This is a genomic window from Alginatibacterium sediminis, assembly GCF_003610775.1.
Classification (GTDB): Bacteria; Pseudomonadota; Gammaproteobacteria; order Enterobacterales; family Celerinatantimonadaceae; genus Alginatibacterium; species Alginatibacterium sediminis.
The window spans coordinates 211666-235696 of the sequence record NZ_RAQO01000009.1 but is presented as its reverse complement, the minus strand read 5'-3'; the positions used below and the strand labels follow the sequence as shown (position 1 = coordinate 235696).

Here is a 24031-nt window from a genome sequence, read left to right as displayed (position 1 = left end):
TCTAGTACAGGAACAACCATGAGCAAAGCAAGCAAATACGAGATTAAAGTAAGCCCTAAAGGCGATACTTGGGAAGCAAAAATCCTACGCCGAGTCTCTGTGCGCAGAACTCAAGTTTCTAAGAAAAAAGCTGGATTTGAATCTCAAGAAGCTGCGCAAGCTTGGGCAGACACTAATCTAGAAGATTTTATCAATAAACAGCAAGAGCGAAATCTGCGTAAAACTGAAAAACGTAGCCAAGCTGAGATTGCGGCGCAGGCCAAAGAAGAAGCGCAACAAAAAGCTGATGATGAGTATCGCGAGCGTCTAGCCGCACAAGATTTAGAAGATGACGCGGACGAGTAAGAACCATAAATCAGTAAATGATTGATCAAAAAAGCTCTCAAATATGAGAGCTTTTTTAGTTTCTAAGCACTAACGAGCAAGCTTAATCTATCGATCCGGGTTATAGCCCAAATTTGGCGCCAACCAACGCTCAGCCTCAAGCTTACTCATGCCTTTTCGTTGCGCATATTCACTAACTTGGTCTTCTTGAATCGAAGCCACGGCAAAATAACGCGAATCGGGATGGCTAAAGTACCAACCTGATACAGCTGCGCCAGGCCACATAGCGTAACTATCAGTCAATTGCATACCAATGTTTGATTCAACTTGAAGTAAGTCCCAAATGAGTCCCTTTTCAGTGTGTTCAGGACAAGCTGGATATCCAGGTGCCGGACGAATACCTTGATAATTCTCTCGAATAAGCTCTTCATTACTTAGACTTTCATCTTCTGCAAAACCCCAGTATTTTTTTCGTACTTGAGCATGTAGGTATTCAGCAAAACCTTCGGCAAGACGATCAGCTAAGGCTTTAACCATAATCCCATTATAGTCATCACCAGCATCTTTAAAACGGTCTGCGATTTCGTCTTCACCAATACCACCGGTTACCGCAAAAGCTCCGAAATAGTCAGCTTTCCCACTAGACTTCGGAGCAATGAAATCTGCCAAACAGTAGTTTGCCCCTTTAGTTTTCTTGGTTTGTTGCCTTAATTGACTTGAGCGAGCGATAACCGTACTGCGATTTTCATCGCTATAGAACTCGATATCATCTTCTACACTGTTGGCAGCAAATAAACCCATAACACCAGCAATACCCAAGGCTTTATCAACTCTAAGCTGTTCCAACATTTGTTGTGCATCGGCAAACAGCTCTCGAGCTTGCTCTCCGACGACATCATCTTGAAGAATACGCGGATACTTACCCGCCAAAGACCATGTCATAAAGAATGGCGTCCAATCGATATAGGGAACAATGTCATCGATCGCCACATCTTTAAAAACTTGTATACCAAGTTGTTTAGGCACTGGCGGTTGGTAATTTTCCCAATCAATGGCCGCTTTATTGGCTCGTGCTTCCGCCAAAGTAACAGGTGCGCTTCGGGGTCTTTTACGCGCATGCTGCTCTCTAACGATTTCGTACTCTTTATCTAACCTTTCGGTAAAGACACGACGACCTTCAACGGACAACAAACTTTGGCAAACACCCACCGCACGAGAGGCGTTAGGCACATAAACCACAGGGTGTTTGTAGTTTTGTTCAATCTTAACCGCAGTATGGGCTTTAGACGTTGTAGCACCACCGATAAGCAGCGGTAAATCCATACCAGCTCTCTGCATTTCTTTTGCGACGTGAACCATCTCGTCCAGTGAAGGAGTAATCAGCCCAGACAGACCAATCATGTCTGCTCCTTCATCGCGAGCAACTTGCAAAATTTTGTCGCAAGAGACCATCACCCCTAAATCTATCACTTCAAAGTTATTACATTGCAGCACAACCCCAACAATGTTTTTACCAATGTCATGTACATCCCCTTTAACCGTAGCCATCACAATTTTGCCATTACTACGTTGCCCTTCACCTTTTTCATCTTCGATAAAAGGCTGGAGATAAGCTACTGCGCGCTTCATAACCCGCGCTGATTTCACCACCTGCGGTAAAAACATTTTCCCTTCACCAAACAAATCCCCAACGACATTCATACCGTCCATTAAAGGGCCTTCAATGACGTGTAGCGGCTTTTGTGCATTCGCACGAGCCTCTTCAGTATCTTCTTCGATGAATTCAGTTATACCTTTGACTAGAGCGTGCTCTAAACGCTTATTGACCGTCCAGCTGCGCCATTCTTGGTCTTGAACTTGAACTTGTGCTTTACCATCGCCTCGATATTGTTCTGCGATCGCGAGTAAGTCTTCAGTGCCATTTTCACTGTGATTGAGTACAACGGCTTCAACTTTATCCTTTAATTCTTTTGGAATATCTTCATAAATAGCCAGCTGACCCGCATTCACTATTCCCATATCCATGCCATTACGAATTGCGTAGTAAAGGAACACAGCGTGGATGGCTTCACGTACGGGATTGTTACCACGAAATGAAAAGCTAACATTTGACACGCCACCGGAAATCATCGCGTGTGGGAGATTGTCTTTAATGTCTTTAACGGCTTCAATGAAATCAACGGCGTAATTGTTGTGTTCATCAATACCGGTGGCAACAGCAAAAATGTTTGGGTCAAAAATGATGTCTTCAGGAGGGAATCCAACCTGATTGACCAAGATCTCATAGCTTCGTTTGCAGATCTCAAACTTACGCTCACGAGTGTCTGCTTGTCCATCCTCATCAAATGCCATCACAATGACAGCGGCACCATAACGGCGTACGATTTCTGCTTGACGAACAAAAGCATCAACGCCTTCTTTCATCGAAATTGAGTTTACAATGGCTTTACCTTGCACACAGCGAAGGCCGGCCTCAAGGATGTCCCATTTCGAGCTATCAATCATCACCGGAACCCGAGCAATATCAGGCTCTCCAGCTATTAGCTTAAGAAATCGCTCCATCGCCGCTTTGGAATCGAGCATGCCCTCATCCATATTGATATCGATGATTTGGGCGCCGTTTTCTACCTGCTGCAGCGCAATCTCGATCGCTTTGTCATAATTCTCATCGATGATTAAACGTTTAAAAATGGCAGAACCGGTAACATTATTTCGTTCGCCGACATTAACGAACAAACTGTCTTTGTTGATCGTTAAAGGTTCCAGACCAGATAAACGGCATGCGACTTCAATTTCGGGTAGTTTTCGTGGCGCAACACCGTTTACGGCGTCATGCATAGCTCGTATATGCTCAGGGGTAGTGCCACAACATCCCCCGACAAGATTAAGAAACCCTGCTCTCGCCCATTCACCGATATGCTCAGCCATTTCTTCGGGTCCGAGATCATACTCCCCAAAGGCATTAGGTAAACCCGCATTGGGGTGGGCACTAACAAAGCCTTCACTAATCTTACTTAACTCTTCAACGTACTGACGTAATTCCTTAGGACCCAATGCGCAGTTAAGTCCCATACTTAATGGTCGAGCATGACGAACAGAATTATAGAAGGCTTCGGTTGTTTGACCACTTAGAGTGCGACCAGATGCATCGGTAATCGTTCCTGAGAGCATGACTGGTAGGCGATAGCCAATAGTGTCAAATACTCCTTCAATTGCGAAGATAGCCGCTTTGGCATTAAGCGTATCAAAGATGGTTTCGATAAGTATCAGGTCACTGCCACCTTCAATAAGCGCCAGACTAGACTCGGTATAGGCATCGACTAACTCTTGGAATTCAACATTGCGGTAACCTGGGTCATTTACGTCAGGTGATATAGATGCGGTACGGTTAGTTGGGCCCAATACACCTGCAACAAAGCGCGGTTTACTAGGGTCGCCCGCAGTAATTTCATCCGCCACCTTCCGAGCTAGCTTTGCTGACTCAAGATTTATTTCGGCCGATATACTTTGCATATCATAGTCGGCCATGGCGATAGTCGTCGCGTTAAATGTATTAGTCTCGAGAATGTCTGCGCCAGCCAATAGATAGTCTCGATGTATATTCTCGATAAGTTGCGGCTGAGTAAGAGACAATAAATCGTTATTACCTTTAAGGTCAGAATGCCAATCAGCAAATCGTTCCCCACGATAATCGGCTTCTTCAAGTTTATGATCTTGAATCATAGTGCCCATACCCCCATCAATGATGAGAATACGTTTCGCTAATTGTGCTTGAAGCTTCGCCAATGCGCTCATGTGTTGATACTTCCTTGGTACGTGACGCACTGGCGTCGAAAATTCTGTGCCTTATTCGCTGCGCGGCGTGAGGCTATGTAAGTCGTATGGAGTTTGCTGGTAAACGCAATAATTTAACCAATTGGCATATAGTAAATGCCCGTGGCTGCGCCAACTCGCTACCGGAGGCTTAGTGACATCGTTATCGCTATAATAGTTCTCTGGTAGTACAGGCTCAAGTCCCTCACTTAAGTCTCGCCGATATTCTTGATCGAGGGTGTCGACATCATATTCAGGATGACCCGTTATATATATTTGTCTAAAGTCGGTACTCGCCGCAAGATAGGTTCCGGCAGTCTGATTGTCGGCAAGAACTAACAAATCGCTTTGTTGCTCAATCGACAAAGCCGAAAACTCTGCATAACGTGACAGGGGTGCCCAAAACATATCGTCAAAGCCTCTCAGCAATGGATTTTGGGGATGCAAAGTTCGGTGCTGATAAACACCTGAGAGCTTGGTATCGCGTGTTTTTTTCTCCATACCATAAAGGTGGTATAAAGCGGCTTGAGCAGCCCAGCATAAAAATAGAGTTGAAGTGACATGCTCACAGGACCAATCGATAATCTCTTTAATCTGTTCCCAGTAATAAACGTCTTCGAAATCAACTTGCCCTAAGGGAGCACCAGTGATAATTAAACCATCAAAGTTTTGAGTTTTTATTTTGTCAAAATCACGATAGAAGCTATCAATGTGGGCCTTGGGTGTGTTTTTCGATACTCGCGAATCAATGCGCAAAAGTTTAATATTCACTTGAAGCGGTGTATTCGACAATAGCCGGAGAATCTGATTTTCAGTTTCGATTTTTTTTGGCATCAAATTTAGGAGAATGACCTCCAAAGGGCGAATATTTTGCGTCGAAGCCCGACTTTCAGGCATCACAAAGATATTTTCACTTCTCAACACATCAGCCGCGGGTAATAGGTCCGGGATACGAATTGGCATACTGAATGACTCCTATCGATGTCTAGCCATCTAAACGTCCATTCTATATATGTGAATGCGTTTGTCTAGTTGAGATTATCTCAACTTGAGAGCATTTCATTTAGTTCATAATCAATCCTTATAAATAAATCTAAGTTTTGATAGAAAGCAGAGAACAGAAGCCGCAGATTCGATATTATGCCTGCATTATATTCGCCTAATTAATTGTCGTATTGGGTACCAATGTCTGAAATACAGCTCGAGGTTAGCCGACTACAGGTCGGTATCTACGTAAAATTGCCCTCTAAATGGGGCGAGCACCCATTTATGTTCTCTAACTTTAAAATACGCGATGAAGGGCAAATTGCGGTTATACGCAGTCTAGGCTTAGAACGGGTTACAGTTGTACCCGGTAAAAGCGCCTGCGCACCTCTTCCTCTAAGCGAAGTAGCCAAGCCTGGGACAGACGAAGATAAAAAAATGAGCGCTGACGATGCACAGCAAGCCTTGTGGAAAGAGAAAAAGCAACGCATCGAAGATCTCAAAACCTATCGCCGCGATTTGCAAAAAGTTGAAAAAGAGTTTGACCGCTCAGTGTCCCAAGTGCGCTCAGTAATGAAGAAACTAAAAGATAGGCCATTAAACGCAATCGGTGATGCTCAACAACTCATTGACGCGATGGCGGAAGACATTAGTGGGGGAAGCGGTCTTATATTACACCTTATGGGTGATGGCAAAGACCAAGATAACTTTTACTATCATAGTCTAAATGTATCCTTACTTGGGATGATGCTTGCCAATGCTGCCGGCCTCACTAAGAAGGAAGTCGGCGAAGTCGGGATGGCAGGTCTGATTCACGATGTGGGTAAAATTAAGATCCCATCACAAATATTACGTAAAACCACACCCTTAAGTAAGCAAGAACGCAACCTACTAAAAATGCATACGAAGTATGGTGCTGACATTCTGAATCTTGGGGATTATGTACCAGATAAAGTTAGGATTGTTGCTAGCCAACATCACGAATACCTTGATGGCAGTGGTTATCCCTTGGGGCTTAAAAAGAACAAAATCCTAAAATATTCGCAAATTATTACCATTGTGAATGACTATGATAGCCTCTGCCACCCCGATGATCCGAGTAAAGCTCGTATCCCGTTTACCGTCATTTCTTATCTGTTTAAGAACCGTAAAGAACAACTTAATACTCAATTTCTTGGGGTACTAATACGCTTGTTAGGGATCTATCCACCAGGTAGTATCGTTGAGCTAAGCTCAGGCCAAATTGGTATCGTATTATCTGTAAATTCTAAACGTTTGTTGTACCCAACAGTGCAGGTCTATGATGAGAACGTACCTAAAGACCAAGCTCCAATTGTTGACTTAGAAACCGAAGGCTTATCAATTGAAAAAGCTCTAAAACCTTCCACATTGGAACAAGACGTTTGCGAATATTTAAGTCCTCGTTTGAGAGCAAATTACTATTACAGTGCTGGTAAATAACCGATATAGAGCTAGTGCCTCTTTGTAAGCACTAGCTTGCTTATATCACCAAGCAAAGTTGCGCGTTTGATAAAACTTAAAAAACCTATATAGCATCTTCACATTTCGATGCTTACAGCTATCATCAGCCCTTCAACGCTTGCTAAACACCACATATCTTATTATGTCCCTCGTTTTTCAGACATAAAAAAACCGAGCCTAAGCTCGGTTTTTGATATGTTATCTCAGAGGTTTACTCAGCAGCGTCTTCTACTACTTCTTCAACTTCTGGACGTCCAACAAGTTCAATGAAAGCCATTGGAGCGTTATCACCAGCACGGAAACCACACTTAAGAATACGGGTGTAACCACCTGGGCGTTCTTGATAACGTGGACCAATTTCAGTGAACAATTTGCCGACTACTTCTGCATCGCGAGTACGAGCAAAAGCTAGACGACGGTTAGCTACACTGTCATTTTTCGCTAATGTGATTAGCGGCTCAACAACACGACGAAGCTCTTTTGCTTTCGGCAATGTTGTCTTGATAACTTCATGGCGAACCAATGAACTGGCCATATTACGGAACATAGCCTTACGGTGGCTGCTGTTCCGGTTCAATTGACGACCACTCTTACGATGGCGCATGACCTAATCCTTCTAAATTAGATGTTAAAACTTGTGATCAATTACTTTTCAGTAATGCTCTCAGGTGGCCAATTTTCTAGGCGCATGCCTAGAGAAAGTCCACGAGACGCTAGTACATCCTTGATTTCAGTCAATGACTTCTTACCAAGGTTAGGCGTTTTAAGAAGTTCAACTTCTGTACGCTGTACTAGATCACCAATATAGTGAATCGCTTCTGCCTTCAAACAGTTAGCAGAGCGAACTGTCAACTCTAGATCGTCAACAGGACGAAGCAGGATTGGATCAAATTCTGGCTTCTCTTCTTTCTCATCCGGTTCACTGACAATACTCAGGTCAACGAATGCAGCCAGTTGCTCGGCCAAGATTGTCGCACTGCGACGAATCGCTTCTTCTGGATCAAGAGTGCCGTTTGTTTCCATGTCGATTACCAACTTATCTAAGTCAGTACGTTGTTCAACACGGGCAGCCTCTACATTGTAGGCAATGCGCGTAATCGGGCTATACGCAGCATCTACTAGTAGACGACCAATCGGACGCTCTTCATCTTCAGAATGAACGCGAGCTGAAGCTGGAACGAAACCACGTCCACGTTCTACCTTGATTCGCATACTGATATCAGCATTGCTACTCAGGTGGCAGATTACGTGTTCAGGATTTGCGATCTCAACACCGTCTAAAGCGGCGATGTCACCTGCAACAACAGGGCCTGCACCAGACTTGGTAAGAGTGAGCATAGCTTCATCCTTACCTTCTAATTTGACAGCGATACCTTTTAGGTTCAAAAGGATTTCAAGAATATCTTCTTGAACGCCTTCCTTGCTGCTGTACTCATGCAATACACCATCGATCTCCGCTGCTGTCACTGCACAACCTGGCATAGATGACAACAAGATACGGCGCAAAGCATTTCCCAAAGTATGACCGAAGCCACGCTCTAAAGGTTCTAGGGTTACTTTTGCACGAGTAGGGCTGTCGGTATCGATATCGACGAGCCGTGGTTTTAGAAACTCTGTTACAGAAGCCTGCATTTTGTCCTCTCTCTAGTTCAACTTTACTTAGAGTAAAGTTCGACGATCAGCTGTTCGTTGATATCCGCAGATAAGTCAGCGCGCTCAGGAAGACGTTTAAACACACCTTCCATTTTAGAAGCATCAACTTCAGTCCAAGTCGGCTTCTCACGTTGACCAGCAATCTCAAGAGCACCAGCGATACGCGCTTGCTTCTTAGATTTCTCACGAATACTAATAGCATCTTCTGGCAAAACCTTATAAGAAGGTATGTTCACCACTTTACCATTAACTAGGATAGCTTTATGGCTTACCAACTGACGTGATTCTGCACGAGTTGAACCAAAACCTAGACGATAAACGACGTTATCTAAACGGCTTTCTAGCAATTGCAACAGGTTCTCACCAGTGTTGCCTTTTTGGCTAGCAGCAGCTTTGTAATAATTGCGAAATTGCTTTTCAAGAACGCCATATAAACGACGAACTTTTTGCTTTTCACGTAGTTGCAAACCAAAGTCTGAAAGACGAGGTTTACGTGCACCATGCTGACCAGGTGCGTTTTCTAACTTACACTTTGAGTCGATCGCTCGAACACCACTTTTCAAGAAAAGATCGGTGCCTTCGCGGCGGCTAAGTTTAAGCTTAGGGCCTAAATATCTTGCCATTTTTCTTTCTCCAATCTATCCAGAAACTATACGCGACGTTTCTTAGGTGGACGACAACCGTTGTGTGGGATCGGAGTCACATCAGTGATGTTAGTCACGCGGAAACCTGCCGCATGTAACGCACGAATTGATGACTCACGACCTGGACCTGGTCCGTTTACGAATACTTCTACATTCTTAAGACCGTAGTCTTTAGCAGCTTCGGCTGCACGTTCAGCGGCAACTTGTGCTGCGAACGGAGTAGATTTACGTGAACCACGGAAACCAGAGCCACCAGCAGTTGCCCAAGAGAGAGCATTACCTTGGCGGTCAGTAATAGTAACAATAGTGTTGTTGAACGATGCATGGATATGAGCCATGCCGTCAGCAACTTGCTTTTTGACGCGTTTTTTAGCGCGAGTTGGGGTCTTAGCCATTTGTCTTCACCACTACTTTTTAATTGCTTTGCGTGGACCTTTACGGGTGCGCGCATTAGTTTTAGTGCGCTGGCCACGAACAGGCAAGCTACGACGATGACGAAGACCACGATTACAACCCAGGTCCATCAAACGTTTTATGTTCATTGATACTTCACGACGTAGATCACCTTCAACGGTGAATTTAGCTACTTCGTCACGAAGTACATCAATTTGTGATTCAGTTAATTCTCTGATCTTAACATCTTCAGCAATACCGGCCGCCGCACAAATTTTTTGTGAACGGGTTAAACCGATGCCAAAGATTGCAGTTAAAGCGATAACTGCGTGTTTCTGATCAGGAATGTTAATGCCGGCTATACGGGCCATTGGCACACTCCTATATTTTCGTGTTAAACGAAGGCCATCTGCGAAAAGCCCGTAAGGATACTCAACAGATGACCACATTGCAATCTATAATGTCTTGAAACTTGTCGCTTAGCCTTGGCGCTGTTTGTGCTTTGGCTCTTCGCAGATTACACGCACAACACCGTTGCGCTTAATAACCTTGCAGTTACGACATATTTTCTTAACGGAAGCACGAACTTTCATTGCTATCTCCGTGTTAGGTTAAACCAACAAGTAGGTCGCTTAGCGACCATACCCTTTAAGGTTGGCTTTCTTCAGGACCGACTCATATTGATGAGACATCAAATGGGTCTGAACCTGCGCCATAAAGTCCATGATTACAACTACAACAATCAGTAGCGATGTTCCACCGAAGTAGAACTGTACACTCATTGCAATCATCATAAACTCTGGAATTAAACATACAAACGTGATGTACAAAGCACCAGCTAGGGTTAAGCGTGTCATCACTTTGTCGATATATCGCGCCGTTTGTTCACCAGGACGAATCCCAGGAATAAACGCACCACTTTTCTTCAAGTTATCCGCAGTTTCACGCGGGTTGAAAACCAACGCCGTGTAAAAGAAACAGAAGAAGATTATAGCGGCCGCATATAGTAACACATAAAGTGGTTGTCCGGGTTGCAAAGCTAAAGAAATATCCGATAAAAATGAAAGACTCTCATTTTGACCGAACCACTGAGCTAAGGTTCCTGGAAACAAAATAATGCTTGATGCGAAAATCGCGGGGATAACCCCAGCCATATTCAGCTTCAAAGGCAAATGTGTACTCTGTGCAGCAAAGACCTTACGGCCCTGTTGTCGTTTCGCGTAGTTAACAACAATACGTCGTTGTCCACGTTCTACAAACACTACAAAGTAGGTTACAGCGAATACCACAGCGACGATTAACAGAAGCACCAACAAGTGGAGCTCCCCTTGACGCGCCTGCTCAGCCGTTTGGCCAATAGCAGGAGGTAATCCAGCCACGATACCAGCAAAAATAAGGACCGAGATCCCGTTGCCGATTCCGCGTTCTGTGATTTGCTCACCTAACCACATCAGGAACATTGTTCCTGTGACCAAACTGATGACTGCCGTAAAGTAGAAAGCAGGTCCTGGATTAACAACAAGACCTGAGACCATACTTGGCAGACCGGTAGCAATACCGATAGCTTGGAACGTTGCTAGAACAACCGTGCCATATCGTGTGTACTGACTGATTTTACGGCGCCCTGCCTCCCCTTCCTTTTTCAATTCCATGAGAGACGGGTGCACTACAGTCAATAGTTGGACAATAATAGATGCCGAAATATACGGCATAATGCCCAACGCCATGATAGAAGCACGTTCAAGAGCACCACCGGAGAACATGTTAAACATCTCCAGAATGGTGCCTTTTTGTTGTTCAAACATTGCGGCTAGTACGGCGGCGTCAATACCAGGCAGTGGAATGAAAGAGCCGGCACGAAAGACAATAATTGCCCCAAGCACGAAAAGTAAACGACTTTTAAGCTCGCTCAGACCACCCTGCGCATTTGCTGATGCTGTTCCTGGTTTTTTAGCCATGTTTTGTACTATTCCTCGATTTTACCGCCGGCGGCTTCGATCGCAGCTTTCGCACCCTTAGTGGCTTTAAGGCCTTTAAGAGTAACTGGTGAAGTAACTTCACCTGAAAGAACGATTTTAGCGAACTTGATGTTACGTGTAATAACACCAGCTGCCTTCAAAGCTTCCAAATCTACCACGTCAGCACTTACTTTTGCTAGCTCGCTAGTGCGAACTTCTGCAGAAACTAGTGACTTACGTGACGTAAAACCAAATTTTGGCAAACGTTGTTTCAAAGGCATTTGACCGCCTTCGAAGCCTGGACGGATACCGCCACCAGAGCGAGCTTTCTGCCCTTTGTGACCACGGCCAGCGGTTTTACCCGAACCTGAACCAATACCACGACCAACACGTTTAGCATTAGGCTTAGAGCCTGCTGCTGGAGAAAGAGTATTCAAACGCATTTTTATTCTCCCTCTACCTTAACCATGTAAAAAACTTTATTAATCATACCGCGAACGCAAGGAGTATCCTCGAGCTCAACAGTGTGATTAATTTTACGTAGACCTAGCCCTTTAATAGTGGCGCGGTGCTTCGGTAAACGACCGATAGCACTTTTAGTCTGTGTTACTTTAATTGTGTTCGCCATGTGCCTACCCCAAAATGTCTTGAACGTTCAAGCCACGTTTGGCAGCGACGTCTTCTGGAGCATGCATATTTTCCAGAGCATCGATGGTAGCGCGAACGATGTTAATTGGGTTAGTTGAACCGTATGCTTTTGACAATACGTTTTGTACACCAGCAACCTCAAGAACCGCACGCATCGCACCACCGGCAATAATACCAGTACCTTCTGATGCAGGTTGCATGTAAACACGCGAACCAGAGTGACGACCCTTAATAGGATGTTGCAATGTTGTACCGTTCAACTTAACGCTAGTTAGGTTGCGTCGAGCTTTTTCCATCGCTTTTTGAATAGCGGCTGGAACTTCACGCGCTTTACCATAACCGAAACCAACGCGGCCATTGCCGTCGCCAACTACAGTTAGAGCGGTGAAGCTAAAGATGCGACCACCTTTAACAACTTTTGATACACGGTTTACTGCGATTAGCTTTTCGTTCAGATCACCGGTTTGAGCTTCAAATTTTGACATGATTCAATCCTTAGAACTGAAGGCCAGCTTCACGAGCTGCATCAGCAAGAGCAGCTACACGGCCGTGATATTTAAATCCTGAGCGGTCGAAAGCAACCTGCGTAACACCTTTTTCTGCAGCACGTTCTGCAATGGCTTTACCCACCGCTTTAGCTGCATCAATGTTACCGGTTTTTTCTAACGCTTCGCGAACAGTTTTGTCGACAGTCGATGCAGAGGCAAGAACCTGCGCATCAGGTGAGATCACCTGCGCGTAAATATGGCGCGGAGTACGGTGAATCACCAGGCGAGTCTTACCCAACTCTTGCATAGCTTTACGTACGCGAGTTGAGCGACGTAGACGAGCAATTTTCTTTTCCATAGTGTTACCTTACTTCTTCTTAGCCTCTTTACGACGGACATTCTCGTCAGCATAACGAACACCTTTGCCTTTATATGGCTCTGGTGGACGGAACGCGCGAATATCCGCTGCGACTTGGCCTACAACCTGCTTATCAGCACCTTTCAGTACGATTTCAGTTTGTGATGGACATTCAACACTTAAGCCTTCAGGCATTGCGTACTCAACTGGGTGTGAAAACCCAAGTGTTAAGTGAACAACATTACCTTTAACTGAAGCACGATAACCAACACCGTTTAGCTGAAGTTTTTTCTCGAAGCCAGCAGTTACGCCGACAACCATGTTGTTAGCAAGTGCACGGGCAGTACCCGCTTGTGCCGTAGCACCACCTTCAACAACAGCAAACTTCAATTCGTTTTCTTCTTTTGTCACTACGACCGCATTATTAAAAACGCGGGTTAGCGTTGCCTTGCTGCCTTTAACCGTAAGTTCCTGTCCATTGACAGAAACTTCAACACCAGCAGGAATGCTAACGGGAGCCTTAGCTACTCGAGACATATTACCTACCTCCGGTTAAGCAACATAGCAGACGATTTCGCCGCCCATACCCGCTTTACGCGCGGCACGGTCAGACATTACGCCTTTTGATGTTGAGATAACTGCGACGCCTAAACCACCCATAACTTTTGGAAGGTCTTTAGAGCCTTTATAAATACGTAGGCCTGGACGGCTTACGCGCTCAATTTTCTCGATTACTTTTTTACCTTCAAAATATTTCAAGGTAACTTCTAATGACTTCTTAACGTCACCAGTAACAGCAAAGTCAGTTACATAACCTTCTTCTTTAAGAAGGCCAGCAATAGCAACCTTCACTTTAGATGAAGGCATGGAAACTGATACTTTAGACGCTGATTGGCCGTTGCGAATGCGAGTCAACATATCCGCAATAGGATCTTGCATGCTCATGTTCGTTTACTCCGTAAATTCAGATTACCAGCTGGCTTTCTTAAGGCCAGGAACCTCACCGCGCATCATAGCTTCACGCAATTTAATACGGCTTAAGCCGAATTTGCGCAAGTAGCCATGTGGACGGCCCGTAACGTTACAGCGGTTACGCTGACGACTACGGCTTGAATCACGAGGTAATGATTGCAGCTTAAGTACTGCATCCCAACGGTCTTCATCAGAAGTGTGAACGCTGCTAATAGTCGCTTTTAAAGCGGCACGTTTTTCAGAATATTGAGCGACCAATTTGGTGCGCTTGTCTTCACGTGCTTGCATTGATTGTTTAGCCATAACTCAACCTTACTTACGAAATGGGAAGTTAAAGGCAGCCAGCAGAGCACGCCCTTCTTCGTTTGAGTCAGCACTGGTAGTGATAGTAATATCCATACCACGTACTTTGTCGACTTTGTCGTAATCGATCTCTGGGAAGATGATCTGTTCACGAACGCCCATACTGTAGTTACCACGACCATCAAATGCTTTAGCATTTAAGCCACGGAAATCACGAATACGAGGTATCGCAATAGAAATCAAGCGTTCCAGAAACTCCCACATACGTTCGCCACGTAGAGTTACTTTACAACCAATCGGGTAGCCTTCACGGATTTTGAAGCCAGCAACAGATTTGCGAGCTACTGTAGTTAGTGGCTTTTGACCAGCGATAGCAGTAAGATCTTTTAGAGCGTGCTCTAGGATCTTCTTATCGTTGACAGCTTCACCAACACCCATATTAAGGGTAATTTTCTCAATCCGAGGGACTTGCATGCTGGATTTGTAACCGAACTCTTTTATAAGTTCAGGCGCTACAGTTTCCTTGTAGTAGTCATGCAGTTTCGCCATCGTTTTACTCCAATTACTTCACAAGTTCATTTGATGATTTAAAGAAGCGAACTTTCTTGCCGTCTTCAAATCGGAAACCGATGCGGTCAGCTTTGCCAGAGGCAGAGTTGAATATCGCAACGTTTGATGCATCAATGGCAGCTTCTTTCTCAACAATACCGCCAGCCACACCCAATTGAGGGTTTGGTTTTTGGTGTTTCTTGACCATGTTGATGCCATCAACATAAATTTTGCCATTGGTTAAAACTTTAGTAACGCTTCCACGTTTACCTTGGTCTTTTCCGGCAAGTACAATTACTTCATCACCTTTACGGATCTTATTAGCCATGTTCGGACTCCTTACAGTACTTCTGGCGCAAGAGACACGATTTTCATGAATTGATCATTGCGCAATTCACGTGTCACTGGGCCAAAGATACGGGTACCGATAGGCTGATTATTCGCATTCAAGATAACCGCAGCATTGCGATCAAATCGAATTACAGATCCGTCAGGACGACGAACGCCTTTTCTAGTCCGCACTACCACTGCGTTCATAACGTCACCTTTCTTAACTTTACCGCGAGGAATTGCTTCCTTCACGCTAACTTTAATGATGTCGCCTATGCCCGCATAGCGGCGGTGCGAACCACCTAGGACCTTAATACATTGTACAAGGCGCGCGCCGGAATTGTCCGCCACGTCCATAGTAGATTGCATTTGGATCATTTCAGTGCTCCGCTATATATTACGTTAGATTTCGACTAAGACATTATGTCGAAATCGCTTGGCTGCCTAATTAAAGGGCGCGAAATTATAACTCAGGGAATTTTTAATTGGTAGGATTGATTAATTTATTTTCTATTAAGGTTTAACCTCAATCATTACAACAACTTAAGAGTTAATCGAGACTCGTTTTTTTGCTATTTCGTTGCTTGCTGAGTTATTTGTCAGCGATAATATCAGCAAAAAGGGCGTCATTGTTTAAGTTATATTGCCAATAGCGCCCTATTTTTTTCAAGCCCCGCCGATTTTGTCCTTATCGATGTGGAATTTATCGAGCAAGCTGTAGAGCGTAGGACGAGTAACACCCAATACTGTGGCTGCATTGGACATATTGCCATTTGAGTATGCTAAAGCTCTTACTACGGCGTTCTTTTCGGCTTCGTCGCGCACTTGGCGTAGATTGAAGACCAGCTCTGGAGAGTCCTCTTGGGTGAACAAACATAGATCGGCAGCGGTGATGTATTTCCCATCAGCCATTATGATTGCTGACTTCACCTTATTTTGAAGTTCGCGAATATTACCAGGCCATCGGTGGTCAACCATTGCCTTTAAGGCATCATCGCTAAAACCACTGATATCATGATGAAGTTGTTGTTTAAACAGCTGCAAAAAGTAACGCGCCAGTACGACAACATCTTGATCACGTTCGCGCAGTGGTGGAATATTAATCGTGATCTCACTGATCCGATAAAACAAATCTTCTCGAAATTCTTTCTGCCCTACCATTTCTTGTAAGTTCTGGTGGGTCGCGCAAACAATCTTAACGTCTACCGCTATCTCCTTACGCCCACCAATACGCTCAATCACCTTTTCTTGCAAAAAGCGCAGTATTTTGGCTTGCAAAGGAAACGGCATATCTCCGATCTCATCTAAAAACAAGGTTCCGCCATTGGCAGTCTCAATTTTTCCTAAAGTTGTTTTTACCGCACCGGTGAAGGCGCCTTTCTCGTGACCAAAGAGTTCACTTTCAAGCAGATTCTCTGGAATGGAGGCACAGTTAATCGCAACAAAAGGCTGGTCGCGACGTGGGCTTCGTTGGTGAATAGCTCTAGCTAGGACTTCTTTACCGGTTCCACTTTCACCAAGCAATAACGTGGTAACTTCAGTTGGCGCTATCCGCTCAACCATTTTAGTGACTTGTAATACTTGCGGACTATTGCCTATAAAACCATTGTGGTCTAAAGACACTTGCTTAAGACTTGCGTTTTCGCGTTCTAGTTCGGACACAAAGAATGCGCGTTTTATAATGACCGAGAGCGTGTCGTCATCGATCGGTTTTTGGTAGAAATCATGAGCGCCAATATCAATTGCTTTTAAAGCGTTGCTTTTGTCTTCATTACCAGTAATAACGATAACCTTGGTCAAGGGAGCAAGCTTAAGGATTTGTTCGAGTACGGCAAGACCCTCACTAGCATTTGCCTCATCAGGTGGCAAACCAAGGTCTAGTGTAACTACTTTGGGTTCGTAACGGCGCAGAGCTGCTATGGCAGATTGGCGGTCATCTGCAAACACTAAGGTATAGTCTTCACTTAGGCTCCATTTGAGCTGCTTTTGAATTCCTATGTCATCTTCTACAATGAGTAGAGTTTCCATGTCTTAAACCTATTTTAAATAGTTAGCTCTATGATATTTGAATTGCGAGAACAAATTCTGTGCCCTCGCCTATTGAGCTTTTAACGTCGACCCATCCGCCATGTTGTTCTGCTAACTTTTTAGCATCATAAGCACCAATGCCCATACCAGCATTACCTTTGGTTGTATCAAAAGGTTTAAATAGGCGTTTTTCGACGAATTCGGCATCCATACCAGTACCATTATCTTTAATTATCACACCACAGAACTTGTCATTTTTCCAGCTGCTAACATTTACTGTACCATTTTTGTCACAGGCATCCTGAGCATTCTGGATAACATGCCCGATCACACTAACAAAGCGCGAGGCTTCAACCTTGATTTCTACCTGTATGTCCTGTTCAAGCTTAACAGTAGGTAAAGGCTGTTGTGATGTACGTTCTTCTACAGCTTGATTTAGCAACTGATTGAGCGATGTGTACTGACTATTCCGACTACTGATTTGTTTATTTCGTAATTGCCCCAACACTTTGTTCAAGCGCGCAGAAGCAGAGTCGACTGTTTCAAACGCATCATCAATGAACTCAGGGTTGTGTTTATGCTTAATCGAGTTCTTCGATAGTAACTGTAGTTGCGCCAGCACGTTTTTTAAGTCATGCACCAAAAATGCTGACATCTGGTTGAAGGCTTCAAATTGCTGGCTCTCTGCTAATCGTTTTTGACTTAACTCTAAGCTTAGGTATACCGCAAGTTGGTTGGCAATTGCCTGCATTAAATCGCGGTCCTCCCAGTTAACTTCAACTGTTGAGCTTGGTTTTGACAACAAACAAACCGCTTGAACCACACCCTCTCGAACAATAGGCACACAATATCTAAAAGGACTATTCAGTAGCTGTTGTTGGACATCAGGACTTAATACAAAGGGCATGGAGTCTCCCCCCATATCACCTTGATGAAAATCAACGATCCAATCATGTTCAAGTGCTATCGGTCCAACTAAAGACGCCACTTCAATGGGGCTTAGCCCTTCATCAGTTACATGGTATTTGGCTTTTAGTTTGGGGCCTGAAGACTCAAAAACAACTAAAGCAGCATGTTTAGCGGCAAAAGGCTGCTGCAACGCCGTTAGTGCCCGATGATAGGGGCTTTCGTCAGAACTGGATAGAATTCTGGCAAAACGCATCCATTCTTCACGATACTCATATTTATTAGCAAAAAAATGTTTAGCTATCTGGACTTTTAGGCCTCGCCGTAGGCCTTGAGACATAATCAGGGCGACCAGTATTGCACCTCCGAAGGCATAGACTAAATACTGCGCTAAACCTCCCCAGTTCGACCCCGCTTGTCTAAGATAGAAGCCCGCAAATGCCATAACCATTAAATACAGGCCAGCGCCAACTAATAGCGAGCTGTGGAAAATTACATCTCTTGATACGTATACCCGAATCGCCCAAGATTTAGCTCTTCGAGCACTTAACAATATCAGCGGTGCGGCCATCCATATCAACCAACCTCGAGCGGCCCAAATATCGAAAGCCAAAGACTTGGTCAATACACTATCTGCGTACATCACGAAGTCCGTCAAAAAGATGATAGCAAAAGCAAAACAAAGCGGTTTAATCGTCCATCTCGCCGAGCTATCGGTGCCGCGGAAAAATTGCTCAACGTAATACAAAACGGTCACAGAAGTCAGCATATGGAGAATCAAAAAACTAAAACCATTGAGTAGACTGATGTAGACGTATGACAGCTCAAGTATCGTTACCAAAGCTAGAAAACAGCTGATACCGAGATAGACCCGTCGTTTTCTTAAGAGAGCACTTAAACTTGACTGCTCATTAAGTGATAACCAAAGGAAAAACAAACAGAATAGATTTCGAGCGGATTCAAAGGCTAATACAATTGTAATTGAGAAATCAAAATGTAGCTGAAATGCAGCCAGCGTAGACCAGCAGAAGCTCGCAATAGTTGTAAGGAATAACCAACGACTTTGATTGTTTGGTTTTGGAGCAAAAGCAATTAAGGCACTAAGTAAGCCAAACGCTAGGCTTGATATTACATACCCCGCAAAAGCTAAACTAGGCTCCATAAAACTGTCCAAGATAAGTTACGAGTTTGAAGATAATGACCCCAGCTTCTCACGCTTATCTTCAATCGTTTTGTCCAAGTACCTTATCACTTTTATTTTTCGCAAAATAACCTCTTCCAAATAGTTGGAGACATCATGGAAATTTGCTTTTAACTTGACAACTTCAAGGCTTTCATCAAGTGAGAGCTCAGGATTATTCGTTATCGTTTTTTGCTCAGGTGCGGCGTTAACGCTTTTAGAATTTAGGCTTCCTGATAACTCGATGCTCATCTCTTCTAGCACCTGCTCAAGATGATACAGTTCGATATTCTGGACTTCTTCGATACAACAAAATAAAAACAGTCTATCGCAAAGAATGTTGATTTTGCGCGGTACACCTAATGCAAATTCAGAGATTTTATTGAACACATCTGTGCTGATGGTAGGACTGTCTTTCCAACCTACAGTTTTCAAACGGTGAATAATATACGCTTGAGTTTGTTCACTCGTTAATGGCTTTAGATGACAAGATGCTATAATCCGTTGCCTAAACTGCTCCATTTGGGGCAATTCAATGATGTCCTTTAGTTCTTCTTGACCTAACAAAAAGCTTTGAAACAGCGGGGTATCATCCAGTTGGAAATTGGATAACATGCGCAGCTCTTCAACGGTTTCAGCAGGAAGATTTTGCGCTTCGTCGACGACAAGCAAAGCGCGTTTCCCTTGTCGGTGCAGACTAAGTAAATATGTTTCAAAGCGACTCAATAAAGTCGCTTTATCGGCATCGGCAGTTTCAATCCCAAACTCACTAGCAACCATACGAACTAATTCTTCGGGATTTAGTTTCGTTGTCGCAATTTGTGCCGCAACGATATTGTTCTCAACACTTGCAAGCAAACTGCGCGCAATGGTTGTTTTACCGGTTCCAATAGGACCAGTAATAACAATAAAGCCTTCACCTTGAGACAAGCCATATTTCAAATATGAAATCGCTCTTTCATGAAGTGGGCTTGCAAAAAAGAATCGCGGGTCTGGACTAAGTTTGAACGCCTTTCCACTCAAACCATAAAAACTGTCATACATTGCTAAAAGGCCTTGTTGATATCAATTGAAATACGATTTTCTGTATAGTCCGCTTTGTAGTCAGAGCTTCGGAAGTTCAAGTTATATCGATACCTAACAACAACTTCATGCGCAAAACGTTGGGATAGTGAAACTCCCCAGCGGTTATATCGGTCATTAGTTGTTTGCGCAGTGCGCTTATATACTCGGCGGTCCCAGCTCACATCAAAACTAGCATCAAGTTTTCGACTCAACGGATATAAGTACCCTAGCCCCAAACTTTGGAAATGATCATTGCTTCCCGAACCACCAATAAATGAGCTAGTCTCGGTATCAAGTAGTATTAGATTTGCGCTACCACGTCGAAGATTTAGATCGGTCTGCCAACGCAGCGTTTTAGCTAAGCGAAGCTCTTCAATTGGAACGTCATCCAAGGTGTAGCGTCGGTCATAACTGGTAGGCTTTTCGTCATAGGATATTTCAGTGGTAAGTCGACGGATGTTGTGACGAAATGAAAATGCATACGAATCCCCGAAGAATCGCTTGCTATATTCAAAGAACAGACGTGTTCGAGCCGTAGGTTCGAGATTTATTGCAGCACCGATATAGTCATCGTTTACAGATCTGTCTAAGGAGAAGTTGTAACTCATTTCCAGATAAGTATTTTGATCATAATAGTATCTTAAACCCGGTCCCCAGCTTTCAAATTCAGCGCTTCGTTGCGAACTACTGCGGTCTTCAGTAGCTGACTCACCGTTATATTTCAAAAACGGACTAAAGCCATTAATTTGCTGCAAACCAAATTCTAGGCGATATTGAGCATCATATGTATCGCTTCCACTATTAGTACTTTCGCGTCGATTGGCTTCCCCATCAATTAACCAGAAATACTTTTTTTCAGCGCTGCCGTTTGCAAGTCGTAGATCAAGTCGTTGACTATCATTGTTACCACGGTCATCTTCAAACGAGGTAAGACGAGTCTCAATGCCACCCGAAACCTCAACCAGTTTCCCAGGATTAGACCCATAACGAAGTCCCAAACCATAGGTTGAACTTTGTATAAGATCACCCGAAATCAAGTCAGTTAAGGCGTTTTCGGCTATGTTGGCTGGTTGAACATCTATTCGAGCATCACCATCTAGACGAAATCCTGAATTTCCTAAGCCCTTGTCAAACTGAAAATCTAAATCATGAAATAACTGATTTTGAGATGAGTCATATGAGAAGTAGGTCTGCCTAGCAAGATAGTTAAACGTTGCTTCACCATCGTTGCCAGTCACCGAACTTAAAACGCCTGCACTGATAATTCCAATTTCGCCACCTTGCTTATTGTCATTATCTAACAATGCATTGTCGGTATAAACGGCTTCAGCATTGACTTGCGGGCTAAATTCAACTTCCGCGGCGCTGCTTCCGAACACAATTGAGCTCAGTGATGCAAGCAAAAGAAACTTAGAATTGCTCTGTAGCTTGGCTTTAGTTTCCTTGCGCTTCCGCGCCGCCGTAGCCGTTTCCGTAGCCATATCCGTAGCCATATCCATATCCATTAAGTTTTCCACGTACTGATTTATTCATGACGTAGCCAACCGCTAAATCCTCATTGAGTAATTCAGTTGCAGCTGTAATTTGAGAAATTTTCGTTGAATCTTGTTGAACCACAACAATTGCTTGTCCAACTAAATTGGAAAGTACTACGGTTTCGTTCACGCCAAGCAAAGGCGGGCAATCAAATACAACAATTCTATCGGGGTAACGTGTAGCTAATTCATTAACTAATTGAATCATCAAGTCGCTAGATAGCATTTCATTAACCAAAAGATGCGGAGTACCCGCTGGCATAATTCTCAAATTATCAATATTGGTGTTGTAAATAATATCTGAAACCGAATCAACTTTACCGTGCAAATAGTCTGTCAGGCCTTGTGGTTGTCCATAGCCAAGCTCGCGACCTACGCTTGGTTTCAAAACATCTGCATCAACCAACAAAACGGTTTTATTCTTTTCTAGGGCTAAACTCATCGCTAAATTAATCGATGTAAATGTTTTGCCTTCGCCGGGGTTTGCGCTGGTAACCATCATTAGATTTCCTCGGGTGTGGCTTACTGATCCGTCCCCATAGGCATTCTTCAATAATTTGCGCTTAATCCCTCGGTATTCGTCGCGAATTTTCCGTCCTGCTCGACTATTATTCAAACTAATAAAGCCGCCTTCAGTCAAAATTTCATTTGCGATAGAAAGATATTTTTCACTTCTGCCAGCATTTGGAACTTCAGACTGTGCCTCTTGATGCTGTTTTGTATCAACAGTAGCGTTGGAGTTGACCTCCATTTGCTTTTGAGCCATCTCAATACTAGTGCGTTTTTCTGCTTCACCTTTTTGAGCCAGTTTTTGCATAGCTTTTTCAATAGTACTCATTAGATGACTCCTAGCGATTCAATCAAGTTCATCACTTGAGCATGATAGACATGATTCGAATTGACGATAAAAAAGCCTGCAAAGCCAATCAATAACAACAAATTTAATGACAGAAATATCATTGATTTCCGTCTGGTTCTTTTCTCCAAGCCCGATTGTTCAGTGGCTGACACCACACCGAAAACAGGCAAACCTGTCGCTTCGTAAAGCTGTAGGCTTGAGTGCACTACCGGATTGATTTGGCTAAACAACAAGGACAAACCGAGTCCGACCGCAAAGCCAGCAACTAAAACCACAATCACAAACAGAGGCCTAGCGGGGCCTGAAGGTGCAGACGGTACTCGAGGAGGATCGATTATTCTAAACTTGATTTCCTCGGTATTTTGACCTGCCGATTGCGAAATTTGCGCACTTTCTCTTCGAACTAAAAGCGCTTCATATTTTTGCTTTGTAATGCCATAGCTACGGTTTAAACCTGCCAATTGTGCTTCAACATCAGGCACCTGACTCAAGCGACTACGAGCTTCCTCAAGTTTACGGTTCTGACGTGATTCTCTGACCTTCATGGATTCAACTTCATTGGTTAACAAACCAACGTTAATCCTCATTTGCTGATAAACAGGATTACCAGAGAGCAATTCGTCAGAAGAATTACTCGAGCTTAACTTACGGCTTCTTAACGACTCTAGCTCGTTAATTTGATTTGTTGTTTCTACGACAGATGGATGTTTTTCAGTGTAACGTATCAACAAGTCGTCTTTACGAGTTCTTAACTGTTCTATACGTTGGTCGTATTCAGTGTTCACTGAGTCTAAACGAAGGCGCACATTGGACTCTTCTTCGAAGAGCTGAGAACGAGCAGTTTGAAGACGGGTAATCGCTTCGCTTAATTCCAAGCGGGTCAGTTCCAGTTGAGTTTCTAAAGACTCCACTTGGCTATAATAATTGCTTCCGCTACCAGGAAGTAAACCACTGTATGTTCGCTTAAAGTCCGCTAAACGTTTTTCCGATGCAATCAGTCGTTTTTCATACTCTTCGATTTGTTGTCGGATAAATGCATTCGCATCTTCGGTTTCAACGCGTTTTTCTCCCAAGGTATTTTCCACAAATACATTAAGAACGGCTTCCACCACATCTTTAGCTCGTTGAGGGTCATCGCTGTGATACACGATGTCATATAGATTCTGCTTTCGTGCTGAACTAACGGAGATGTTACGTTTTAAGTTAGCAAGAAGCGCTTCATATTCTGCTTCGGTTGATACGCTAACGTCGACATCACTAAGGCGCGCTATCTTCTCCAAATTGGTTCGACTCAATAAGGTCCGCACCATGAGTACGAGTTCCTGCCCTGGGTCGTTTTGTATAGCCAGCCCTTTCAGTAGGGGTTGTAAAATAGAGCGAGTATCTGCATAAACTCTCGCTTCAGACGTATATTGATTTGGCATCAACGTAATAGCAACCCAACCTAAGGGGCAGATCAACCACGTCGCTATCATCAGATAGCGACGCTTCAACCAAACACCACTTAGGTACTGCTGTAGATTAGCAATAAGCTCTTGCATTCTTACTACTACCCCGAC

The 24031-nt window shown here is 43.9% G+C and carries 27 protein-coding genes; 2 read left to right on the top strand and 25 right to left on the bottom strand.

Annotated elements, in window-relative coordinates; all coding sequences use genetic code 11:
- Positions 1-18 precede the first annotated feature (18 nt).
- The gene (locus tag DBZ36_RS17385) at positions 19-345 is read left to right on the top strand and encodes a DUF3622 domain-containing protein (protein WP_120356237.1); all 327 of its coding nucleotides are present in this window, start codon (positions 19-21) and stop codon (positions 343-345) included.
- Between the two features lie 87 nt (positions 346-432).
- On the opposite strand, the gene metH is transcribed toward DBZ36_RS17385, so the two are convergent.
- Complete coding sequence (gene metH, locus DBZ36_RS17380; protein WP_120356236.1) at positions 433-4119, bottom strand: methionine synthase; 3687 nt, start codon at positions 4117-4119, stop codon at positions 433-435.
- Positions 4120-4170: 51 nt separating this feature from the next.
- Positions 4171-5100 carry a homoserine O-acetyltransferase MetA gene (gene metA / locus DBZ36_RS17375; protein WP_120356235.1) on the bottom strand — a complete coding sequence of 310 codons (930 nt, stop codon included), beginning with the start codon at positions 5098-5100 and terminating at the stop codon, positions 4171-4173.
- Between the two features lie 222 nt (positions 5101-5322).
- Between metA and DBZ36_RS17370 the strand changes: the two genes are divergently transcribed.
- Complete coding sequence (locus DBZ36_RS17370; RefSeq protein WP_120356234.1) at positions 5323-6582, top strand: HD-GYP domain-containing protein; 1260 nt, start codon at positions 5323-5325, stop codon at positions 6580-6582.
- Positions 6583-6814: 232 nt separating this feature from the next.
- Here DBZ36_RS17370 and rplQ read toward each other — a convergent pair whose 3' ends face one another.
- The 23 genes from rplQ to DBZ36_RS17255 all read right to left on the bottom strand — a co-directional run bounded on the left by rplQ (position 6815) and on the right by DBZ36_RS17255 (position 24013).
- Positions 6815-7207 carry a 50S ribosomal protein L17 gene (rplQ, locus tag DBZ36_RS17365; RefSeq protein ID WP_120356233.1) on the bottom strand — a complete coding sequence of 131 codons (393 nt, stop codon included), beginning with the start codon at positions 7205-7207 and terminating at the stop codon, positions 6815-6817.
- A gap of 41 nt (positions 7208-7248) precedes the next feature.
- Positions 7249-8235, bottom strand: coding sequence for a DNA-directed RNA polymerase subunit alpha (locus DBZ36_RS17360; RefSeq protein WP_120356232.1), 987 nt, complete (start codon positions 8233-8235; stop codon positions 7249-7251).
- A gap of 23 nt (positions 8236-8258) precedes the next feature.
- Positions 8259-8879: a 30S ribosomal protein S4 gene (rpsD, locus tag DBZ36_RS17355; RefSeq protein ID WP_120356231.1), complete on the bottom strand. Its 621-nt coding sequence runs from the start codon at positions 8877-8879 to the stop codon at positions 8259-8261.
- Positions 8880-8905: 26 nt separating this feature from the next.
- Positions 8906-9295 carry a 30S ribosomal protein S11 gene (rpsK, locus tag DBZ36_RS17350; RefSeq protein ID WP_120356230.1) on the bottom strand — a complete coding sequence of 130 codons (390 nt, stop codon included), beginning with the start codon at positions 9293-9295 and terminating at the stop codon, positions 8906-8908.
- A gap of 12 nt (positions 9296-9307) precedes the next feature.
- A complete protein-coding gene (gene rpsM / locus DBZ36_RS17345; protein WP_120356229.1) occupies positions 9308-9664 on the bottom strand; it encodes a 30S ribosomal protein S13 in 357 nt (118 codons plus the stop codon).
- 108 nt (positions 9665-9772) lie between these two features.
- Complete coding sequence (gene rpmJ, locus DBZ36_RS17340) at positions 9773-9886, bottom strand: 50S ribosomal protein L36 (protein WP_120356228.1); 114 nt, start codon at positions 9884-9886, stop codon at positions 9773-9775.
- 39 nt (positions 9887-9925) lie between these two features.
- On the bottom strand, positions 9926-11251 hold the full coding sequence (secY, locus tag DBZ36_RS17335) for a preprotein translocase subunit SecY (protein WP_120356227.1): 1326 nt from the start codon (positions 11249-11251) through the stop codon (positions 9926-9928).
- An 8-nt stretch (positions 11252-11259) separates the two neighbouring features.
- Positions 11260-11694 (bottom strand): 50S ribosomal protein L15, encoded by a 435-nt coding sequence (gene rplO / locus DBZ36_RS17330; protein WP_120356226.1) that lies wholly within the window; start codon positions 11692-11694, stop codon positions 11260-11262.
- 2 nt (positions 11695-11696) lie between these two features.
- Positions 11697-11879, bottom strand: coding sequence for a 50S ribosomal protein L30 (rpmD, locus tag DBZ36_RS17325; protein ID WP_120356225.1), 183 nt, complete (start codon positions 11877-11879; stop codon positions 11697-11699).
- A 4-nt stretch (positions 11880-11883) separates the two neighbouring features.
- The gene (rpsE, locus tag DBZ36_RS17320) at positions 11884-12384 is read right to left on the bottom strand and encodes a 30S ribosomal protein S5 (RefSeq protein WP_120356224.1); all 501 of its coding nucleotides are present in this window, start codon (positions 12382-12384) and stop codon (positions 11884-11886) included.
- 10 nt (positions 12385-12394) lie between these two features.
- Complete coding sequence (gene rplR, locus DBZ36_RS17315) at positions 12395-12745, bottom strand: 50S ribosomal protein L18 (protein WP_120356223.1); 351 nt, start codon at positions 12743-12745, stop codon at positions 12395-12397.
- A gap of 9 nt (positions 12746-12754) precedes the next feature.
- A complete protein-coding gene (gene rplF, locus DBZ36_RS17310; protein ID WP_120356222.1) occupies positions 12755-13282 on the bottom strand; it encodes a 50S ribosomal protein L6 in 528 nt (175 codons plus the stop codon).
- 15 nt (positions 13283-13297) lie between these two features.
- Positions 13298-13690 carry a 30S ribosomal protein S8 gene (gene rpsH, locus DBZ36_RS17305; protein ID WP_120356221.1) on the bottom strand — a complete coding sequence of 131 codons (393 nt, stop codon included), beginning with the start codon at positions 13688-13690 and terminating at the stop codon, positions 13298-13300.
- 24 nt (positions 13691-13714) lie between these two features.
- Positions 13715-14020 carry a 30S ribosomal protein S14 gene (gene rpsN, locus DBZ36_RS17300; protein WP_120356220.1) on the bottom strand — a complete coding sequence of 102 codons (306 nt, stop codon included), beginning with the start codon at positions 14018-14020 and terminating at the stop codon, positions 13715-13717.
- A gap of 9 nt (positions 14021-14029) precedes the next feature.
- Entirely contained in the window at positions 14030-14569 is a 540-nt protein-coding gene (gene rplE / locus DBZ36_RS17295) for a 50S ribosomal protein L5 (protein WP_120356219.1), read from the bottom strand.
- 13 nt (positions 14570-14582) lie between these two features.
- Positions 14583-14897 (bottom strand): 50S ribosomal protein L24, encoded by a 315-nt coding sequence (gene rplX / locus DBZ36_RS17290; protein WP_120356218.1) that lies wholly within the window; start codon positions 14895-14897, stop codon positions 14583-14585.
- A gap of 11 nt (positions 14898-14908) precedes the next feature.
- Positions 14909-15277: a 50S ribosomal protein L14 gene (gene rplN, locus DBZ36_RS17285; RefSeq protein ID WP_120356217.1), complete on the bottom strand. Its 369-nt coding sequence runs from the start codon at positions 15275-15277 to the stop codon at positions 14909-14911.
- A gap of 288 nt (positions 15278-15565) precedes the next feature.
- Positions 15566-16927: a PEP-CTERM-box response regulator transcription factor gene (prsR, locus tag DBZ36_RS17280; RefSeq protein WP_120356216.1), complete on the bottom strand. Its 1362-nt coding sequence runs from the start codon at positions 16925-16927 to the stop codon at positions 15566-15568.
- Positions 16928-16955: 28 nt separating this feature from the next.
- Positions 16956-18995 (bottom strand): XrtA/PEP-CTERM system histidine kinase PrsK, encoded by a 2040-nt coding sequence (prsK, locus tag DBZ36_RS17275; RefSeq protein ID WP_120356215.1) that lies wholly within the window; start codon positions 18993-18995, stop codon positions 16956-16958.
- Between the two features lie 18 nt (positions 18996-19013).
- On the bottom strand, positions 19014-20057 hold the full coding sequence (locus tag DBZ36_RS17270) for an XrtA/PEP-CTERM system-associated ATPase (RefSeq protein ID WP_120356214.1): 1044 nt from the start codon (positions 20055-20057) through the stop codon (positions 19014-19016).
- 2 nt (positions 20058-20059) lie between these two features.
- Complete coding sequence (locus tag DBZ36_RS17265) at positions 20060-21583, bottom strand: TIGR03016 family PEP-CTERM system-associated outer membrane protein (protein ID WP_120356213.1); 1524 nt, start codon at positions 21581-21583, stop codon at positions 20060-20062.
- On the bottom strand, positions 21513-22451 hold the full coding sequence (locus DBZ36_RS17260; protein ID WP_120356212.1) for an XrtA-associated tyrosine autokinase: 939 nt from the start codon (positions 22449-22451) through the stop codon (positions 21513-21515). Before DBZ36_RS17260 ends, DBZ36_RS17265 begins: the two co-directional genes overlap by 71 nt.
- Positions 22451-24013, bottom strand: coding sequence for an XrtA system polysaccharide chain length determinant (locus DBZ36_RS17255; RefSeq protein WP_120356211.1), 1563 nt, complete (start codon positions 24011-24013; stop codon positions 22451-22453). Before DBZ36_RS17255 ends, DBZ36_RS17260 begins: the two co-directional genes overlap by 1 nt.
- Between the last annotated feature and the right edge of the window lie 18 nt (positions 24014-24031).

Coding starts and splice junctions, on each gene's coding strand:
- DBZ36_RS17385 (WP_120356237.1), top strand. CDS start 19: ATGAGCAAAGCAAGCAAATACGAGATTAAAGTAAGCCCTAAAGGCGAT.
- metH (WP_120356236.1), bottom strand. CDS start 4,119: ATGAGCGCATTGGCGAAGCTTCAAGCACAATTAGCGAAACGTATTCTC.
- metA (WP_120356235.1), bottom strand. CDS start 5,100: ATGCCAATTCGTATCCCGGACCTATTACCCGCGGCTGATGTGTTGAGA.
- DBZ36_RS17370 (WP_120356234.1), top strand. CDS start 5,323: ATGTCTGAAATACAGCTCGAGGTTAGCCGACTACAGGTCGGTATCTAC.
- rplQ (WP_120356233.1), bottom strand. CDS start 7,207: ATGCGCCATCGTAAGAGTGGTCGTCAATTGAACCGGAACAGCAGCCAC.
- DBZ36_RS17360 (WP_120356232.1), bottom strand. CDS start 8,235: ATGCAGGCTTCTGTAACAGAGTTTCTAAAACCACGGCTCGTCGATATC.
- rpsD (WP_120356231.1), bottom strand. CDS start 8,879: ATGGCAAGATATTTAGGCCCTAAGCTTAAACTTAGCCGCCGCGAAGGC.
- rpsK (WP_120356230.1), bottom strand. CDS start 9,295: ATGGCTAAGACCCCAACTCGCGCTAAAAAACGCGTCAAAAAGCAAGTT.
- rpsM (WP_120356229.1), bottom strand. CDS start 9,664: ATGGCCCGTATAGCCGGCATTAACATTCCTGATCAGAAACACGCAGTT.
- rpmJ (WP_120356228.1), bottom strand. CDS start 9,886: ATGAAAGTTCGTGCTTCCGTTAAGAAAATATGTCGTAACTGCAAGGTT.
- secY (WP_120356227.1), bottom strand. CDS start 11,251: ATGGCTAAAAAACCAGGAACAGCATCAGCAAATGCGCAGGGTGGTCTG.
- rplO (WP_120356226.1), bottom strand. CDS start 11,694: ATGCGTTTGAATACTCTTTCTCCAGCAGCAGGCTCTAAGCCTAATGCT.
- rpmD (WP_120356225.1), bottom strand. CDS start 11,879: ATGGCGAACACAATTAAAGTAACACAGACTAAAAGTGCTATCGGTCGT.
- rpsE (WP_120356224.1), bottom strand. CDS start 12,384: ATGTCAAAATTTGAAGCTCAAACCGGTGATCTGAACGAAAAGCTAATC.
- rplR (WP_120356223.1), bottom strand. CDS start 12,745: ATGGAAAAGAAAATTGCTCGTCTACGTCGCTCAACTCGCGTACGTAAA.
- rplF (WP_120356222.1), bottom strand. CDS start 13,282: ATGTCTCGAGTAGCTAAGGCTCCCGTTAGCATTCCTGCTGGTGTTGAA.
- rpsH (WP_120356221.1), bottom strand. CDS start 13,690: ATGAGCATGCAAGATCCTATTGCGGATATGTTGACTCGCATTCGCAAC.
- rpsN (WP_120356220.1), bottom strand. CDS start 14,020: ATGGCTAAACAATCAATGCAAGCACGTGAAGACAAGCGCACCAAATTG.
- rplE (WP_120356219.1), bottom strand. CDS start 14,569: ATGGCGAAACTGCATGACTACTACAAGGAAACTGTAGCGCCTGAACTT.
- rplX (WP_120356218.1), bottom strand. CDS start 14,897: ATGGCTAATAAGATCCGTAAAGGTGATGAAGTAATTGTACTTGCCGGA.
- rplN (WP_120356217.1), bottom strand. CDS start 15,277: ATGATCCAAATGCAATCTACTATGGACGTGGCGGACAATTCCGGCGCG.
- prsR (WP_120356216.1), bottom strand. CDS start 16,927: ATGGAAACTCTACTCATTGTAGAAGATGACATAGGAATTCAAAAGCAG.
- prsK (WP_120356215.1), bottom strand. CDS start 18,995: ATGGAGCCTAGTTTAGCTTTTGCGGGGTATGTAATATCAAGCCTAGCG.
- DBZ36_RS17270 (WP_120356214.1), bottom strand. CDS start 20,057: ATGTATGACAGTTTTTATGGTTTGAGTGGAAAGGCGTTCAAACTTAGT.
- DBZ36_RS17265 (WP_120356213.1), bottom strand. CDS start 21,583: ATGGATATGGATATGGCTACGGATATGGCTACGGAAACGGCTACGGCG.
- DBZ36_RS17260 (WP_120356212.1), bottom strand. CDS start 22,451: ATGAGTACTATTGAAAAAGCTATGCAAAAACTGGCTCAAAAAGGTGAA.
- DBZ36_RS17255 (WP_120356211.1), bottom strand. CDS start 24,013: ATGCAAGAGCTTATTGCTAATCTACAGCAGTACCTAAGTGGTGTTTGG.